Origin of the sequence: Bacteroides nordii, assembly GCF_019930665.1 — a bacterium.
Lineage (GTDB): Bacteria > Bacteroidota > Bacteroidia > Bacteroidales > Bacteroidaceae > Bacteroides > Bacteroides nordii.
Map to the genome: position 1 here is coordinate 961517 of NZ_CP082886.1, position 17801 is coordinate 979317.

Sequence of the window (17801 nt, forward strand, 5' to 3'; positions counted from 1 at the left end):
TTTTCGTATATATAGGATACGGTAATAAAGTGAAGCGGTTTTACATTCTCTGCAATCGCTTCGCTTTATCCTTAATATATAGACCTGCCGAATAAAGTGAAGTGATTACAGGTTAGACGGTCTAATAGTGAAAGTCTGGCTTGAACGTGTATTTCCTGCCGTTCTCCTGTACTATCATCCGTTTGTTCCGGAGCATGGTGATAAGTGATACCGCCTTTTGATGGTTCAGTTTTACACCTACTGACATATAAGACTTGATTAAGGCGGTTTCCAGATCCTTGTAGCCGTATTCCTCTTTCAGTCCGAAAGCCGCTTCTAGTGCTATGCGGTGCTGTTGTTCGGTAATATGCCTGTAAGGGTCGAACTTTTCCTCTTCCGGTCTTCCGGGTTTCTTCGCTTCGGGTCTGTACCCCTCTATGAGTTCAGGCAATGCATTGTCGTTGATACGGAAAGCGAAAGGCTCGAAATCCATTGCACGTATGTGCATGGCCGAAACATTGCTTATATCCCCGTTGCTCTTGTCCTTTTCCACGAGAAGAACGGTTTCCGCCTTGTTGTTCAGCTCCGTACCGATATGCCCTCTTGCGTTTTCATCGCCTTTGTTCTGGTGGAGTATCGTATGGATGTGTATTTGCCTGTCATCCGTCCACTGCATCAACTTGGATATGATGCGTGTCGATTCTCCCGGACTGTTGATGTCATATACCATATCACGGATGCCGTCTATGATTACAAGCCCTATGTCCGGTGTATTATAGATAGCCTGTTCGACAATCCTGATGCGCTGTTCGGGCGTGTATTTCCTCAAAGCGAGAAACTCCAGATGTTCATTGTCCCTGTCATCAGGAAGACCGGCCAGCCGTAAAATACGTTTCATGACTTTCAGGCAGTGATAATGGCTTTGTTCCGTGTCCACATAAAGGACTTTCCTTTTGTTCTCCGGAAGTTCTGCCACATACCGTAGTACCGTACCGTTTTTCAATGAGGCGGCTACAATAGCCGACACATTGAAAGTCTTTTTACTTTTGGCTTTGCCTATGGATGCACTGAAATTGCCCAGTGTGCCAATGACCGAACCTTGCACTTTTAAAATCTCAGGTGCTTTCTCATAGATTTTCGATAGGCTCAGACGTGAGGCTTGCCAAAGGATTATCGCCTGTTCTGCAGATATTTCCTTTATTTCTCTCATATAGTCCATAAGCATACCTCCCATTATTTCCGTCCTCCTGTTTTCTTTCCGGCAAGTTCAAGAGCCAGTTCTGCATCAACTATAATCTTGCGCCCTATCTGGGTAATCGCCTTGTCTATCTTACCGCTTTTCTTTATGCGGTTGGCAGTGGGCAGACTGCACCCGAACAGTTTGGCTATACCGAGTATTCCGTACACATACTTCTTTTCCGTGTCTGTAACGGGTTGCGGCAATGCTTCGGCCTGACCTGAAGCGTGCTTACTCAGGAATATGAATTCTTCGCCTGTCATTTGCCAGACGGGTTTTGATAATAATTCTTGGATATTTGTCATCGTCCAATCTATTTAGTCGTTAAACAATCAGCCCTGCGCACTGGCTGTTATTTCTGTTCTCGAACGATGCAAAATTAGGTAGGGTTATGAGTGGTAAGGATGGGGACGGTACAAACTGAATATCATTGTATCTTATTGAATATCAGAAAACAAAAATACCACTCAAAAATTATTTTGAGTGGTAAAAGTGGAACTTTCGTAAAGTATCAGGATATATCACGGATTATCTGAATATATGTTCCATTTCCTTGGCGAAATTTTGGTTGCTGTCACTGGGGAAATCTGAAACAGGCTCCTTGTACTTGGATTTGTAGTAGCTGTCGTCAATATCCAGCAGTTTCAGTATTCTGTCTTTCCATTTGTCCCTGTCCTGTTTGGAGAGTTTCTCGCTCATCAGGAATATCAGATAGCATACACGTATTTTCTCTCTCGGTTTTATTTTCAGCTTACAGTTGCAGGGGTGAAGATTCATATTGGCATAGAAATCTGGTGCGGAAATTTCTTCGAACTGTTCTCCTTTGCACACCTCATGAATGAGCGAAAGTAATTTCATGCTGAAATATTCCTGTTGTTCTTCTGTCGTTTCCTGCTGACTGATTGGCTCGCTTGATTTATTCTCTTGCTTTCCGTCAGGAATGTATTTCTTCAATATATCCAGAAAAAGGCAGCTTTGACGGTATATGTCCGCACAACAGTTCTTCATATATTGGAATGCCTCTGTTCTTGTAGCCTTTTGCTGGTCATAGAGTTTGTTCAGTTTGGCTTTTTCCCTGTCATATTCAGCCTTGCAGCGTTCATATTCTTTCTCTGCCTGTTTTTCCTCTTCGGCTGTATGCTCCCTGTAACCAATGGAATCATACCTGTTGTTGGCTTCATTCAGCGGCTTGCTCAGACTTCTTGTAACATCCAGCTGGGCTTCAATTTCCTGAGAATACCTTTCCATGTGCTGATAGCAAGCACGTTCTATGGCTCTGTCACTTAACGGGCGTATCTCATAAGCCTGTATGCTCTTTTCTATTTCAGTTTTCAGACTGTTGAGTATCAAGGTGTATTGCTCTTTTTGCTTGTCAAGCACCAGTTCAAGGATAGCGGCTTCAAAGGATTTCATGTCATTATACTCCTGATAGAAATCCGATATGAATTTCTGCCTGTCAAAAGAAAAAGCGTAATTATCTATATAGTCTCTGTATATTCTGTTAAGTTCTCCATATTGGGGAATCATCGTCTGTATCTTTCCTGCCATATACTTTATATTATGGGTTCTTGTCCTTGTCAAGGAATAAGGTCAGTTCTTCTTCCACTTCTTCTATACTCGGTAGGGCAGATTTCAGATTTTCGGGTACTGCCTTGCTCAATTGATAGTCGCTGATACCTATCGGCTGGTCATATCCAGCCAAGGCATATTGTGCCACGACCTCATCCTTACCCCTGCACAGCAAAAGACCGATGGTCTTGTTATCATTTTCTCCCCTCAGTTTATCATCTACAACATTGATATAGAAATTTAACTGCCCTGCATATTCCGGTTTGAATGGCGTTGCTTTCAATTCCACGACGACATAGGCGTGGAGCTTGATATTATATAGAATCAGGTCGGCGAAAAAGTCACTGTCCCCAATCTGGAAATGTTTTTGTCTGGCAACAAAAGCAAAGCCGTTACCCATTTCCAGCAAGTAATGGGTTACATGCTTTACCAACTGTTCTTCTATATCCCTTTCGTCAGCCTTTTCCTTTGCTCCTGCCAAGTCAAAGATATACGGGTCTTTTAACAGATAATTGGCAAGATCGCTTTGAGGTGCCGGAAGTGTGGCAGTGAAGTTGTTTACCTTGTTACTCTTGATTTGTCTGTCATACAGATTACTTTCAATCTGCATTTTCAGCACATTACTGCTCCAACCCATTTCTACAGATTGTTTCATATACCAATACCTTACACCTAATGGTAGCGGATTATTGAGTATGACCATATGGCTTGCCCAATTTATTCTTGCAATCGGTGACGCCAAGAATAAATCTTCTATATCCTCTATTTTTATTTTATAGATGGTTGCTACTGTTTTTTCTACATTCTGAAATTGCGCAGGAACCTCCTGCGTAATTTCTAAAGATTGATTATCAGCTGATTGTATTTGCGCAGTAAGCTCCTGCGTAAATTGCCCGCTGTTGAGTTTAAGGACTTCATTAGTAATGTTTTGAATATTAGGGACTGACAGTATTGAATCTGTTTCAATAAAACTACGAAGTACATTTAACGGATATAAACGGGCAAACTGGCACATATAAGTAAGATTACGCTCCGAATATCCCTTCTTTTCAGGATAATTGAATCTGATTGCCTGTGCCAACTTCTTGATAATTTTACCACCCCAGCCATGCAGGTTTTGGTGGTACAGTATATAATTGCCCATTTTCCAGTAATGGAACAACATCTGGGCATTGGCTGCGGTAATGAGCCGGACTTGTGCCTGTTCTATTTCCGAACCGACAGCATGGACAAAGGCATCAAAATGACCTTTCTTTATATTATGTTCGTTGTTATTTTCCATATTACTAACTATTACTTAACAAAGATAACTCTAATAATGGATAATCTGTGAAACAGACTGATACTTTTATAGTTGGTTAAACTTGTTCATTGCATTAGCCTTAATATCATCGGCTATGTCAATGTAGGGCTTCATGGCTTTATAATCACTGTGTCCTGTCCATTTCATTACAACCTGTGCCGGAATACCTAGAGCCAGCGCATTACAGATGAATGTTCTTCTTCCTGCATGAGTACTGAGCAATGCGTATTTCGGGGTAACTTCATCTATGCGCTCATTCCCTTTATAGTAGGTTTCACGTATAGGTTCGTTAATTTCTGCCAGTTCTCCCAGTTCTTTCAGATAATCATTCATTTTCTGATTGCTGATAACAGGCAATACCATGTGGTTTTCAAAATGGATGTCCTTGTATTTTTCAAGTATGGCTTTACTGTACTTGTTCAGTTCAATACTCAGACTATCTGCCGTTTTAACGGTGGTGACTTCTATATGGTCGGACTTGACATCACTTCTCTTTAGGTTGCGAACATCTGAATAACGCAGACTGGTAAAGCAACAGAACAGGAAAACATCCCGGACACGTTCCAGATACTGTTTGTCTTTGGGTATCTGATAGTCTTTAAGTCTGTTCAGTTCTTCCCATGTCAGGAAGATTACCTTCTTGGGGGTGGTTTTCAATTTCGGTTTGAACGTATCGTATGCTATATTCTGGTGATAGTCTTTCTTGAAGCTCCACCGCAGGAACCATTTGAGGAATCCCATTTGTTTACCGATGGTACTGTTCCTCATATCCTTTTTGTCGCGCAGGAAATTGACATATTCGTTCAGTCCGAATTCATTGAAATATTCAAAGGTTAAATCTTCCTTGAACTCCTTGAGGTGATTTTTAACGGCTGCAAACTTTTCGTATGTGGATTCAGTCCAGTTATTCTGGTTGCCGCATTCTTTTACAAATTCATCGAATACCTCCCAAAAACTTATCTTTACGTCTTCCTGGTCTTCACTTGTATCTTTCATCCGCAGGTTGAATGCGTCCTTTAGCTGTTGGGTAGTGGGCATGGCTTCCTGTACCTCAAATTCCTTGAACACGTTTTGAATTTCGGTATAGTATTTCAGCAGATCGGCATTGATTTCAGATGCACTTTGCTTTAGTTTGTTGGTACACCCGTTCTTCACTCGCTGCTTGTCAGCATCCCACTTGGCTACATCAATGCGGTAACCCGTTGTAAACTCAATGCGCTGACTTGCGTATATGACACGCATACGGATAGGCACGTTCTCCACGATTGGCACACCGTTCTTCTTCCGGCTTTCCAATGCAAAAATGATGTTTCGTTTGATATTCATAATTGGGTGTGTTTGAAATTCTACACCCAAATATACACCCAATATTTGGAATAGCAAAAGATATTCAGAAAGATTTAGATTTACTATGTACTCCAAATAGTGCTTGATTATTAATGATTTGCAATTTTATGATATTTCTTGAATATGTAGGTTCGAGAGCCTCTCTCTCCGCTGGATATATTAATAAGAGCCTGCAAAAACAATGTTTTGCAGGCTCTTATCATTTTCTAACATTTGGTTCTCTTACTATAAAGCTAAAATTGAATTCTTGTTGTATCGTTATTTGGTAGTCAGGAACCAATCTTGTGTATGGTTAGCAATCCTCACTAACATTAGCATTATCGGAACTTCTACTAATACACCGACAACTGTGGCCAGTGCTGCACCTGATTGTAAACCGAAAAGTGAAATAGCCACAGCAACCGCCAATTCAAAGAAATTACTTGCCCCAATCATTCCGGCAGGTGCGGCAACATCATGGGGTAATTTCCACCATTTCGCCCAACCATAAGCAACGAAGAATATCAGAACCGTTTGCAACACAAGCGGAACTGCAATCAATAAGATATGCAGAGGATTGTTCAGTATTGTTTCTCCCTGAAATGAAAACAGGATAATAAGCGTTAATAGCAACCCACCTACCGTATAATTATTAAATTTCTTAATAAATACGTTATTGAAATATTCCATACCTTTGCGGCGGATAACCATTATTCGGGTAATGACCCCGGCAGCAAGTGGTATCACAACAAACAGCCCTACGGATAGCAACAGGGTGTCCCACGGGATAGATACGCCGCCAACTCCCAGCAGGAAAGCAACGGTAGGGGCGAATGCTACTAATATGATTAAATCATTCACTGCCACTTGTACCAGCGTATAAGCGGCATCCCCTTTGGTAAGATAACTCCACACAAACACCATAGCAGTACAAGGTGCAGCCCCCAATAATACCGCTCCGGCTAAATATTCTTCGGCTAATCCGGCAGGTATAAAGGCTTTGAAAACCATGTAGAAGAATAAATAAGCTATTCCGAACATGGTAAACGGCTTTATCAGCCAATTTGTAACGCAAGTGACTATTATTCCTTTCGGACGCTTGCCTACATTCTTAACACTTTGAAAATCCACTTTTAGCATCATCGGATAAATCATTAACCAAATCAGGATTGCCACGGGTATAGACACGTTGGCATATTCAAATTTGCTTAATGTTTGCGGAATTGCCGGAAGCCATTGTCCCACGGCAATTCCAATAATGATGCACAAGGCAACCCAGATAGTCAGGTATTTTTCAAAAAATCCAATTCCTTGTTTCTTTTCCATAGCAACAACTATTTAGCTTAATTGTGGTTTTAATTCGTTCAGGTAGAAGTCATAGAAACGGGCTTTTATCTCATCCCGTACCCGATGAAATTCACTGTTTATAAACTCCGGCGTTCCGGTTGCTTCCGAGGGGTCGTCAAATCCTATATGCAACCTGTTTCTTACTTCACCCGTAAATATCGGGCAGCTTTCATTTGCCCCACCGCAGACCGTAATAACATAGTCCCATTTCTGCCCTATATATAGGTTTACATTTTTAGGGGTATGGCGGGTTAAATCTATACCCATTTCATCCATAACCTTTACCGCCATCGGATTAACCTTTTCAGCAGGTTTTGTTCCTGCTGAAAAGACATCCAGTTTATTGTCAAATGATTCTAAAAAGCCATGTACCATTTGGCTGCGGCAGCTATTCCCTGTACAAAGAATTAAAATCTTCATGTTTTTACTTATTTTTCCAAGCTATCAGGGCAGCATTTCCCTTTGACAATTCTTCTACTTTCTTAATCCAAACCAATTCATTTTGCGCCTTTGCCCGCAAGAAAGAATTTTCAGTATCAGTTAATGACAAGCAAGCATTCACGACCCACCATTTATTATTAATCCCGGCACGTAGTAAATCCATTTGTAAGCGTTCGGCTTCAAATACGGGTGTTGCCTCGGGCAGGGTCACAATAACGACTTCTGTTTCCTGCTGGTTTCTTAAACGTGGCAACAGTTTTCTTACCGAAGCGGGGGTATCGCCATGTGTACGTTGCACCTCTTTATGGTAACTTTCTGTTGCATCCAGCAATAACAAAGTGTGTCCGGTGGGTGCGGTATCAATTACTACGACTTCATTTTCCGCTTTATCGACAATTTCAGCAAAAGCCCGGAATACTGCGATTTCCTGCGTACACGGTGAACGTAAATCTTCCTCTATATATTCCATATCTTCGGCAGTCATTGTTTCTGCTGCTTTACTGCGAACCTCGTTTTTATAAGCTTCTAATACTTCCGTTTCATCAATACGGCTTACTGTAATACCCGCCTGAACAGCAAGGTTATAATTCAGATGGTTTGCCGGGTCAGTGGTGGTAAGATGTACCTTCGCACCCAGTTTTGTTAATTTTAGGGCTATTTCAGTAGCTAAAGTGGTTTTTCCCACTCCGCCTTTTCCCATAGTAAAAACAACCCTTTTTCCTGATTGATAGAGGTCGTTTACCAGTTCATCCATCCCTTTGGCATCAGTAATCTGTTGGTAGTTTGTATTATTTGTTAAATTATCATTGTAAAGCATCCGGCGGATATTCGCAATATCAGATAAATTGTATGACCGTAAAGGAACATAGTAAGACGAATATTCCAGCAGTTCCGCAGGGGTCTGTTTCAGGGCGTTTTGCTGCCTGTCATATATCTGTTTCGATACGCTGTCGGCTTCATCTAATTGCAGCAAAAGCCCGTTGATTATCAATAGCTGGTTTTTAATTCCCAGTAATTGCAATTCATGTGAAGAACGGGCGGCTTCTTTTAGTGGTGCAATTTCAGGACGGCTAACCAACACTAAGCGAGTTGCTTTTGCATCCGAAAGTGTTTCAACTGCCTGCTTATAGATACCTTTTCGTTCTTCTAAACCGGATAATTGACCTAAGCAAGATGCACCGTGTGTACTCTCACTAATAAATGTACTCCATGCTGATGGAAGTTGTAGCATTCGCAACGTGTGTCCCGTGGGGGCTGTATCAAAGATAATATGGTCGTATTCTTTTGCTTTATTGGCATCCGTGATAAAATCGGAAAACTGGTTGAAAGCCGCAATTTCTACCGTACAAGAGCCTGAAAGTTGTTCTTCCATATTCTGAATTACACTTTCGGGCAGTTGTCCCCGGAAAGGAGCAATAACGCTTTCCCTGTATTCGGCTGCGGCTTGTTCCGGGTCGAGATTAACGACCGTTAAGCCGGGTACTTCTTGAATATCCGTGTCGTGTCCGTTCAGTGTTTGATTAAACACATCTTGCAGGTTTGAAGCCGGGTCTGTACTGATAAGAAGTATTTTCTTTCCATTATCTGCCAAACCTACCGCAGTAGCACAGGCAATCGAAGTTTTCCCTACGCCGCCTTTTCCGGTGAAGAAAAGGTATTTCGTCAAAGTTATATCTGCTAAATTAAATGTTTTCATTTTTATGTAATTAGCTGTTGAATGTTTATTTTACTGGCATAAAATCCAAATTGATACCTGTCCATTCACTCATTTGTTTGGTGGTAGGATAGGTCTGTGAAACAGCGATTTTGCCGTCCACTAAAGTAATAGGCAGCGCATCTGCCCCATGTTTTTGCAGATACTCGTTTACCGTTCTATTACTTACATACACTTGTGGTTCGTCACGTAAATTGTGACGGGTTACGATGATACCCTGTTTTTTCAATGTTTCAATAACAACCGCAATACGCATTAATTCAGGGTTGATATTTGTTCCACAAAGACCCGTAGGGCAACACATTGCCGGGTCGAAAATTTCTATCTTTTTCATACTCTATTTTATTTTAAATGATACTCTATGTTTATTTATAGATAAAAGACTACTGTATAATAAATTCCTACCGCAATAAAGAGGATAGCAACTATTTTACGAAACCATTTCTCGAATATTTGCATCCGGTTGTAAAATTTACCCAGTCCGGCAACACTGTACGCTAAAATCCATGCAACAAGGATTACGGGTAATCCTGTAGCAATAGCGTAAATTACAGGCAAGAGATACCCGCCTGTTTCTGCTGCTGACAGGGGTATAAGTATACCGAAATAAAATACTCCACTGGTAGGGCAAAAAGCGAGGGCGAATAAAACACCCAATAGCATAGCCCCCCAACCGCCTTTAGTCCTCTTTTTCAAATTTTCACCGCCGATATTGATTTTGGGCAGATTAAGTTTTATTATATCGAGCATAAATATTCCAATGATGATTAACGCCGGAGCAATCAGCATTTCCCCGTACTTGCTTACGGCTTTTTGAACCATAAACATACTTGCCCCCTCACGGAGAATAGGGATAAGGATAAAGCCAAGAACCGTATAGCTTACTATTCTGCCGAAAGTATAAAGCAATCCGTTTATAAATATCCGGTGATGGTGTTCTATGTCCTTACTAATAAATCCTATTGCCGTTATGTTGGTTGCTAACGGACACGGGCTGACCGCTGTTAAAATCCCCAAGATAAAAGCTGTAATAGCAGGAATAGAACTGTTATCTAATAGCGATTGAAGAAAATCCATCTTACAACTGTTTTAACAATTCGTCAATCTTGCTTTTAATTCCCTCTTTAAACTTGTCTGGTGTATTTTTGGCATTGGAAAAACTAAACTCGGTCATATTGTTTACATTCTCTTTACCGTCTTTCCAGCCGTTCACAAACAAAGACGACCATGTAACTTCGTACTTGTCTGCAATCGCTTCATTTTCTTTCTTTGAAATATCTATTACTTTGTAGATAATTTTACCCTCTGCTTTTTCTTTGGCATAAAGGTTATCCAAAAGGGCTACTGTATTTGTTTCTATCGCCCGGCAAGTGATACATCGTTGTGCTCCATGAAAATAAAGAACCTCTATGCGGTTAGACTGTATTTCTTCCTCTTGGTTTTCTCCGGTCTTTTTCTTTGAACCATTTTCACAGGAGACTAAGACCAGCGTGGCAATCAGTAGATAAAATAACTTTCTCATAGTCGATTTTTTTATTTGGTTATCAATTCTTTTACTTCTGCAAGGGATAACTTTTTTCCGGCTGATACAACTTTCTCGTTAATTACCAAAGCCGGAAGTCCTAAAATGTTATATTCCATGATTTTCAATAAATCTTCCTCTTTGATAAGTGTTGCATTGCAACCTAATTCTGAAATTGCTTGCTTAGTGGTCTCATACAATGCTTTACAGCTTGAACATCCTGTGCCTAATACTTTAATTTCCATTGCCATTCTACTTTAAAGTTAATATGATAATCGTAATTCGTAGAACTACGAACAATTATTCCAAAAAAAGGTGCTGTTATTTACAGCACGATGTATCTTTACATTGGCAGTCCCCTAAGAAAGTAGCAAATAACTTTCGGGCAAGTTCCCAGTTTTCCCGGTTTATACAATACCGGACTTTGGGCGTTTCTATTTCACCCTGAATTAAGCCAGCTTCTTTCAGTTCTTTCAAATGTTGCGAAACGGTTGCTTTAGCGATAGGAAGTTCTTCGTGAATATCACCAAAGAAACAACTTTCTTGTTTTGCCAAAAAAGCAAGAATAGCCATTCGTGCCGGGTGCCCCATTGCCTTGGCAAAACGAGCAATCTGTTCCTGCTCTGTTGTGTACTGTTTCTCTTTCACTTCAATTCTCCTTTTTTTAATTTGTTGTTCGCAAAACTACGAACAATGTTTTTAATAGCCAAATTATGCGGCATATTTTTTTCGGATAGAGGGTACCCTTTTGTTAAGGAACTGGTAGAATTTCTCAATAGTACTGACCTAACCTTAAAAGTTTTTTAGATAAAAACTTTTGGAGAATGAAGCAGTTTTATGAAACATATAGAGAATCCGCATTTCTCTCACTGGTGGCGAGAGAAATGTACTCCGAAATCACTAATAACTTCAAAGACAATTATATATTTGAAAGTAACGAGGCTTTAAATGAATTTTTATCATTTGGATATCTTGGGCCAAGTTATTGAATCGGTTTTATGTGCAATTATAAAAGTTGGTGCTTACGGTGGCAGAAAAACAAAGGAAAGAGTAGGGAACTGATGATAATTAAAAAATCCCAGTATGTCTTGCACATCGTTCCGGTCAGGAAAACCAAGAAGATTAGAACTGAGGAGGAATGATATGCTTGAGACACTGAGGCTCAGATTAGTGGGGCTTTTTATTAGCCATCAATATTCTGACTTTTATTAAATTTGCTTGGACTTACATTATAATATTTTTTAAATACTTCGCGGAAATATTTTGTATCCGAGAATCCGACTATGTCGGCAATCTCCGTTATTGTATATTCACCCTGTTTCAGCAATTGTGCGGCATGTTGCAGACGTATCATCCGGATATAATCAGCCGGAGCATAGCCGGTCAATGCTTTTAATTTGTTGAAGAAACTTGTACGGCTCATGTGATGCTGACTACTGAGTATGTCCACATTGAAATCCGGATTTCCCATGTTGTTTTCTATGCACTCCTTGACAGAGACTATGAATTTCCAGTCCAAAGTATTGGTGCAGTTGGACGGAAGATTCTGTTTTTCATCTTCGATACTGTTATAAACCTGACGGAGCATCGTGCGATTTGCAAGTATGTTTTTGACCGTTGCCTTGAGTATCCCTACGCTGAAAGGTTTTGTGATGTAGGCATCTGCTCCAATTTCCAGTCCTTCGAGCATGTTTTTTTCATCTCCCAGCGCAGTCAGCAAGATGACTGGAATATGTGACATTTCAAGGTCGCCTTTTATAACTGAGCAGAGTTCATCACCACCCATCTCGGGCATCATTATATCGGATATAATGAGATTCGGATTAAATTCCCGTATTATGACAAGCGCATCCTTTCCATTTGGACAGGACTGGATATTATAACTCGTTCTGAACATATCAACAAGATAATTACGTAAGTCATCATTGTCCTCTACTATCAGGATACGTTGTAAAGAACCGTTTGCCTGGGATATTTCTATGGACGGTTGATTTGAAGCACTATCAGGTATGATAATCTCCGGACATTCATCCGGTGTCTTGGGAGATATGAATTTTGCCTTATGGAGATGGCTGTTTCCTTTCGGGAAGGTAACTTGTACACAGGTCCCTTGATGTTCAGTACTCTGAATTTGAATCTTGCCTTTATGTAATCTGACCAGCTTGTATACCAGCATCAACCCGATTCCGGCGCCTGTCACTTTGAGGTTGATAACGTTGCTCCCCCGGAAATAATTCCTGAACAGTTTCTTCTGTTCACATGCGGGAATACCGATTCCGGTATCTTTCACTTCGATGCTCCAGGAGTTCGCTTCCTCGCAGGCATAAATATGTACGCTGCCACCTTCAGGTGTGTACTTCAGTGCATTGGACAGGATATTCTTCAGAATAGATCCCATCTTGTCACTGTCAAACCACACATTCAGATAGTTAAAATTGCTTTCGTAAACAAACCTGACATGTCTCATTTCAGCATATTTACGGAAAGTGGCACAAACATTATCCATATAGGAGTTCAATTCGTATTCGGAAACATAAAGGTGGGAAGAGTAGACACCTACCCGTTCGAAATTTATCAGGTTGGTCGTTAACTGGAGCAATGTATTTACATTTCTAAGGGCCATATTCATGTGCGGTAATGCTTGTTCCTTTACCATACAATTTTCTACGACTTCCTCCAGTGGAGCCTTTATCAATGTGAGCGGGGTACGTATGTCATGGGCCGTATTAATGAAGAACCGTGTCTTCTCATCCGAAATCTTCTTCTGTTTGTGTAGCATGATGATACGGAATATGATACCCATAATCAGCACCAGCAGGATCGCATATACCGCCATGGCCCATACACTGGCCCATGCTGGAGGCGTTATGATAATCTGAATGTTTCTGGTCTCATAGGTCTTATATTTTTCCTCATTGGATACGGCACGAATCTGCAAAGTATAATCGCCGGGCGGCAGGTTTCTTACAATAATCCGGTTGTCTTGGCTCGGACGGCTCCATTCTTTATGAAAACCGTCAATTTTCCATGAATAAAGAATGTTAGAAGGATAATCATAATTAATGGAAGTTACATCAAGAGAAAAGGAGTTTTGTCCGTAAGTCAATTTTAATCGGTCAGTCTCGTCAATATCCTTTTCCAGAGGAGAGCCGTCATCACCAGGATAAACGGGATGATAGGCTATCATAAAATCGCGCAATAACAAACGGGAGTAATGCGGTTCCGGTATCTGTATGTCTGTTGGGAACCTGACAGCCCCGTTATTGCTACCAAAAACAAGTGTGTTTTTGCTATAGGCTGTAGCAGAGCCGGTATTAAAATTGACACTCATCAATCCTTGTTCCCGTGTCCAATTGCGGAAGGAGTGTTCTTTAGGCGAGTAAATGGTAATTCCGTTTTCTGTACCCATGAGGAGACTCTTGTCCTGACGTGGGAGAATTGTATAGATATTATCGGAAATCAGTGCACAGTTGTCTGTATGATATTGATGGATGAACTTCTTTTTATCGATGTCATATATAAGCAGTCCAGCTCCACGAGTGCCGATATATAGGATACCGTCATTCCTCTGGTATAATGCACATATATAGGGAGATTCAACGGGCAGGTCAACATATTGGTAAATCCCGGATTCCTTGTCAAGCTGATAGAGCCCCATTCTTGTACCGATCCACATATGCCGGGTGTCTTTCTCTTGAATAGTGGTGATGGAGTTTACTCCCGGATATAGACGCACTCTTTTAGTCTCAAGATTAATGCGTTTCAGGTGATAATATCCACCGGACCAGACATCACCGTCCGAATCTTTCTTAATGTCAAATATGTATTGGTCGGGACGTACTCCCGCAATAGTAGCAGGAGAGAGGTGGCTGAGCTTAAACCCTTTCTTTTTTTCTATCTTGCAAATGCCTGGCATAAAACCGCCAGCCCATATTACGCCGGGAGAGACCTCACACAGTGCTAAAAAAATGTGATTCTCGTTATCCGGTACCGGATCAAAAGAACTGAGGAATGAACGCCATTCTTTTGTATCGGTCTGATAAAGACTGATGCCGTTACTGGTTGCAAACCAGAGGTCACCGTCACTGTCCTCCATCACATCATGGACCTGGTCGTTCACCAGTGAAAGGTTGTTGCCAATGGAATGTTTTATTAGGTCATAACTTCCATAACGGTTGTTACGGATGGTAATACCGGTAGGATAATTGGCAAGCCAGATGCGTTCATCCTCATCCACATAAATATCATTAATATTGTTTCCGTTCATTCCGTTATAACTACTATAATCGGCCGTTATATAGGGTTCACTTATACATGTATTCATATCCAGTTTATATACACCTTTCCCGCCTGTGGCTATTAGAAGTTCATGAGCGTTCAAAGTAACGATCCGGTTTATCTCTACATTATTGAGCGATTGACAAGGGATGATTTTTCCTGTTTTCCCCATGTCGTATATAAGTATTCCCTCTTTATAATTTCCCACAAACAGTTGTTTGGAAATGGCGTGGTAATAGAGTTCATGCACTGGTGTATTGATACTTTCTACTGCTTCGTCATGTACTATATTCAGCTTCCCCCTTTCTATCCTGGCACGAAACAGACCACTTCCTGTACCGATAAAGAAATGGTTAGTATCCATCTGTGCAATGGCAGTTATTTCACCGTTGACCGGTGTAGGCATATGTAAAGTCGTTCCGGCATGGATATCATACCAGGTAATGCTGTCTTTATAACATAGCCACATACGATCGCTTTTGTCCAAATAACCGTAATTCATAAATGCCTGCGACTTATTTTTGATTAGCTCCGGATGTACGTAAACCAGTTCGAATTTATCATGCTGCGAATCATATTTGAAAATACGACCCTTCTGACCGATTACCCATAATACATTCTCGTTGTCCATATAGAGCCAACTCAAAGCAACCCGCGAATCCAGCTTCATGCTGCCGTCTGAAAAGTTGTAATGCTTGATATGTTTTCCATCATAACGGTCTACCCCTTCCTGGGTTAGAAACCACATATATCCTCTTCGGTCTTTTTGGATATGATATATTTTCTGGTTGCTCAGACCGTCTTCCAGTCCTATGTACTTATAAATCTGGCACCTGCTTACGGAACTACTGATGAAAAAAATAGTAAAAAGAAAAATCCGTCTAATGTTTAAAGATATTTTCATATTTCTCGCAAAAGATTCAAAAACACATCTACAAAATTATAAAATATTCGTTAAATATCAACCAAAATAAATGAATTTTGTTTCATTAGTAGCTAATAATTTTACGTTGTCTCTTCGCTGAAGGGTGTAAAAAAACGGTTTCAAAAGTATGGAAAAGTTATCAATCTACAACTCTTTAACCATTGATGAACATAAATTATCCCAGATTTAATTCAATCTTTATATAAGATATGGTTGATATGTTCTTTGATAATAACTAACTTTACTTTTGTCCTTTTTCTATATGATGAAAATTTTTCTCAATTTATCATTTTTTTATTTCTTAATTTTGGGGATATTCTGATAGCTATATAATTAATTGTTACTTGGGGTATTGTAATTGGGCACTGACAATAAGTGTTGGAAGTGGTTAATTTATACTCAATAGTTGAGTTAAAAATACTCATAATTAAATGTTTGTTATTCTGATAATCAGTGTGCTATCCAAAAGGAGTCGGCTGTTAAGTAATTAATGAAGAAAAAGAATAGTTATCAGTTTTGAAGTAGCTGAACAAGCTAAGGAAGAAACTGTTAAAGAATAACCTGAACCTAACATTTCGAATAAAAAACAAAAAGAAAAAGATATTTAATTGAAAAATGTATATCTTTGCAAATGAAGATGGGGAGAAATCCATTTTCATGAAATGTAATTTATTACAGCGTTCGGACTTCTTATTATTCAGAAAATGTGGTGTTTAACGAATAAGCTAAAAAGAAGAATCTGCAACGCCTGTGCTGATATGGTACGGGCTTTGCTTATTCTGTTTAGCTTAGGGCTGCACCACATCCTTCTGAATTCAGGTAAGTTAAAGTTCCGTACCTCTTTTATTTTAAAAGGAGGAAATTTAAAAAACTATCAGTATGGATATTTACACAAGGGAGTTTATAGATGGTAGTCTTAAACAAATCCCAAAGCAAAACAACAACTCGGAGTATTTAACCCTATTTTCTTTTACGAAGTATCATAGCATCTTCTTAGATTTTGAAGAAATCGAATTTTCTGAAATTTTTTGTTGTTATCGGACACCATTAAATAATATTTGGGGGCCAATAGAAATAGAAGATATATTTTATTTCAATAACTATCTCTTTTACGTACTTTATGAGAAAGGACGTGATACTTTTTTGAAACCCAAACCTTCCGGGTCAAAATTAAGAATGGAATTAAACCTCTTGATCAACAAAAAACTAAACCAACATGTACGAAATTAGTGAATTGGGAATAGAAGTTAAACAGGCTGATTCGGAAGTTATAGAATTGATTTGTTTGATGGGATTGGCAAATCAAACCAATCAGGAAAAATATGAACTAATAAAACCCTTCTTCGAAAGGTTGAATTTATATTGTGATGAATTCTGTTTGAGATTAGAAAAAGATACTGATTTGTTTGCAATACCATTAAGTACAATAGCCTGTGTTGAATATGAAGAAGAGGATGATATACTATTTATATTATTTAAGAAGAGCAGACATCTCCATTCATTCAATATTAATCTGAAAATTCATACTATCTACATTATAAAGGAAGAACATAATTGTATTTTTGAGTTCTTTTTGAATACATATAATAGAATCCGAATCATATTTATTGGTTATAAACTAAAGCGGAAAACTGCTAAATACATTAAAAGACTGATACTTAATAATAATTCTAAAACTGATTCATAATGGAAAGTCGGTAACGTTTGTATGTTTTGTAAAAGTAAAATAAACCTTATCAACTCTATATTAACGATTGATATATTGTTACAATTCGGAATACTCCCTTTTTTTTCTTTGTAATATCTTATAAACTTTTTCTTTGTTAGTCGTAGAGAATAGGGGCGATTCTCGTAGAGTTTCACACTGATCTCCGTAGAGTTTCACCTCGTTCCTCTACGAGGAAAATATGGAATTTTTAATGTATTGATACTGAGTTATTTGTAATCTTTGATATTTGTCTTTATATTTCAATGTTAAACACTCTTGTTTTGTCTTTTTTATGTGTGTTTTAGGGTATCGAATATTTACAATAGAAAGGGCTGTTTTACGCTATTGTATATTTATTGCTATCAGTTTTGAATATAGTTCACCATAGAATGCAATAAACACAGGCTTCTATTATTTTAGAATCAGTCAGATAATAACTCGGTGTCCTTTGT

The 17801-nt window shown here is 39.4% G+C and carries 15 protein-coding genes; 1 reads left to right on the top strand and 14 read right to left on the bottom strand.

The window, feature by feature from the left end; translation table 11 throughout:
- Positions 1-121: 121 nt before the first annotated feature.
- The 14 genes from K8P02_RS03665 to K8P02_RS03730 form a co-directional block, all read right to left on the bottom strand.
- Positions 122-1198 (bottom strand): AAA family ATPase, encoded by a 1077-nt coding sequence (locus tag K8P02_RS03665; RefSeq protein ID WP_009319341.1) that lies wholly within the window; start codon positions 1196-1198, stop codon positions 122-124.
- A 14-nt stretch (positions 1199-1212) separates the two neighbouring features.
- Positions 1213-1521, bottom strand: a complete 309-nt coding sequence (locus tag K8P02_RS03670; protein ID WP_007842330.1) for a DUF3853 family protein — start codon at positions 1519-1521, stop codon at positions 1213-1215.
- Positions 1522-1744: 223 nt separating this feature from the next.
- The gene (locus tag K8P02_RS03675) at positions 1745-2764 is read right to left on the bottom strand and encodes a hypothetical protein (protein WP_005795598.1); all 1020 of its coding nucleotides are present in this window, start codon (positions 2762-2764) and stop codon (positions 1745-1747) included.
- 10 nt (positions 2765-2774) lie between these two features.
- Positions 2775-4067, bottom strand: a complete 1293-nt coding sequence (locus K8P02_RS03680) for a PDDEXK nuclease domain-containing protein (RefSeq protein WP_005795596.1) — start codon at positions 4065-4067, stop codon at positions 2775-2777.
- A 66-nt stretch (positions 4068-4133) separates the two neighbouring features.
- Positions 4134-5414, bottom strand: a complete 1281-nt coding sequence (locus tag K8P02_RS03685) for a site-specific integrase (RefSeq protein WP_005795594.1) — start codon at positions 5412-5414, stop codon at positions 4134-4136.
- Between the two features lie 279 nt (positions 5415-5693).
- Positions 5694-6740: an ACR3 family arsenite efflux transporter gene (gene arsB / locus K8P02_RS03690; protein WP_025866925.1), complete on the bottom strand. Its 1047-nt coding sequence runs from the start codon at positions 6738-6740 to the stop codon at positions 5694-5696.
- A gap of 12 nt (positions 6741-6752) precedes the next feature.
- On the bottom strand, positions 6753-7181 hold the full coding sequence (locus tag K8P02_RS03695; protein ID WP_002561924.1) for an arsenate reductase ArsC: 429 nt from the start codon (positions 7179-7181) through the stop codon (positions 6753-6755).
- Positions 7182-7185: 4 nt separating this feature from the next.
- The gene (arsA, locus tag K8P02_RS03700; protein ID WP_002561923.1) at positions 7186-8898 is read right to left on the bottom strand and encodes an arsenical pump-driving ATPase; all 1713 of its coding nucleotides are present in this window, start codon (positions 8896-8898) and stop codon (positions 7186-7188) included.
- A gap of 25 nt (positions 8899-8923) precedes the next feature.
- Entirely contained in the window at positions 8924-9250 is a 327-nt protein-coding gene (gene arsD, locus K8P02_RS03705; protein ID WP_002561922.1) for an arsenite efflux transporter metallochaperone ArsD, read from the bottom strand.
- A 35-nt stretch (positions 9251-9285) separates the two neighbouring features.
- Positions 9286-9993, bottom strand: a complete 708-nt coding sequence (locus K8P02_RS03710) for an aromatic aminobenezylarsenical efflux permease ArsG family transporter (RefSeq protein WP_025866924.1) — start codon at positions 9991-9993, stop codon at positions 9286-9288.
- A 1-nt stretch (position 9994) separates the two neighbouring features.
- Positions 9995-10438, bottom strand: coding sequence for a nitrophenyl compound nitroreductase subunit ArsF family protein (locus K8P02_RS03715; protein WP_002561920.1), 444 nt, complete (start codon positions 10436-10438; stop codon positions 9995-9997).
- An 11-nt stretch (positions 10439-10449) separates the two neighbouring features.
- Positions 10450-10683 carry a thioredoxin family protein gene (locus K8P02_RS03720; RefSeq protein WP_002561919.1) on the bottom strand — a complete coding sequence of 78 codons (234 nt, stop codon included), beginning with the start codon at positions 10681-10683 and terminating at the stop codon, positions 10450-10452.
- Between the two features lie 76 nt (positions 10684-10759).
- On the bottom strand, positions 10760-11086 hold the full coding sequence (locus K8P02_RS03725) for an ArsR/SmtB family transcription factor (RefSeq protein WP_002561918.1): 327 nt from the start codon (positions 11084-11086) through the stop codon (positions 10760-10762).
- Positions 11087-11621: 535 nt separating this feature from the next.
- Positions 11622-15620 (bottom strand): hybrid sensor histidine kinase/response regulator transcription factor, encoded by a 3999-nt coding sequence (locus tag K8P02_RS03730; RefSeq protein WP_025866923.1) that lies wholly within the window; start codon positions 15618-15620, stop codon positions 11622-11624.
- Positions 15621-16857: 1237 nt separating this feature from the next.
- Here K8P02_RS03730 and K8P02_RS03735 point away from each other — a divergent pair.
- Positions 16858-17328: a hypothetical protein gene (locus K8P02_RS03735; RefSeq protein ID WP_007484733.1), complete on the top strand. Its 471-nt coding sequence runs from the start codon at positions 16858-16860 to the stop codon at positions 17326-17328.
- Positions 17329-17801: the final 473 nt, after the last annotated feature.

Coding starts and splice junctions, on each gene's coding strand:
- K8P02_RS03735 (WP_007484733.1), top strand. CDS start 16,858: ATGTACGAAATTAGTGAATTGGGAATAGAAGTTAAACAGGCTGATTCG.
- K8P02_RS03670 (WP_007842330.1), bottom strand. CDS start 1,521: ATGACAAATATCCAAGAATTATTATCAAAACCCGTCTGGCAAATGACA.
- K8P02_RS03730 (WP_025866923.1), bottom strand. CDS start 15,620: ATGAAAATATCTTTAAACATTAGACGGATTTTTCTTTTTACTATTTTT.
- K8P02_RS03685 (WP_005795594.1), bottom strand. CDS start 5,414: ATGAATATCAAACGAAACATCATTTTTGCATTGGAAAGCCGGAAGAAG.
- K8P02_RS03665 (WP_009319341.1), bottom strand. CDS start 1,198: ATGGACTATATGAGAGAAATAAAGGAAATATCTGCAGAACAGGCGATA.
- arsB (WP_025866925.1), bottom strand. CDS start 6,740: ATGGAAAAGAAACAAGGAATTGGATTTTTTGAAAAATACCTGACTATC.
- K8P02_RS03710 (WP_025866924.1), bottom strand. CDS start 9,993: ATGGATTTTCTTCAATCGCTATTAGATAACAGTTCTATTCCTGCTATT.
- arsA (WP_002561923.1), bottom strand. CDS start 8,898: ATGAAAACATTTAATTTAGCAGATATAACTTTGACGAAATACCTTTTC.
- arsD (WP_002561922.1), bottom strand. CDS start 9,250: ATGAAAAAGATAGAAATTTTCGACCCGGCAATGTGTTGCCCTACGGGT.
- K8P02_RS03715 (WP_002561920.1), bottom strand. CDS start 10,438: ATGAGAAAGTTATTTTATCTACTGATTGCCACGCTGGTCTTAGTCTCC.
- K8P02_RS03720 (WP_002561919.1), bottom strand. CDS start 10,683: ATGGAAATTAAAGTATTAGGCACAGGATGTTCAAGCTGTAAAGCATTG.
- K8P02_RS03675 (WP_005795598.1), bottom strand. CDS start 2,764: ATGGCAGGAAAGATACAGACGATGATTCCCCAATATGGAGAACTTAAC.
- K8P02_RS03695 (WP_002561924.1), bottom strand. CDS start 7,181: ATGAAGATTTTAATTCTTTGTACAGGGAATAGCTGCCGCAGCCAAATG.
- K8P02_RS03680 (WP_005795596.1), bottom strand. CDS start 4,067: ATGGAAAATAACAACGAACATAATATAAAGAAAGGTCATTTTGATGCC.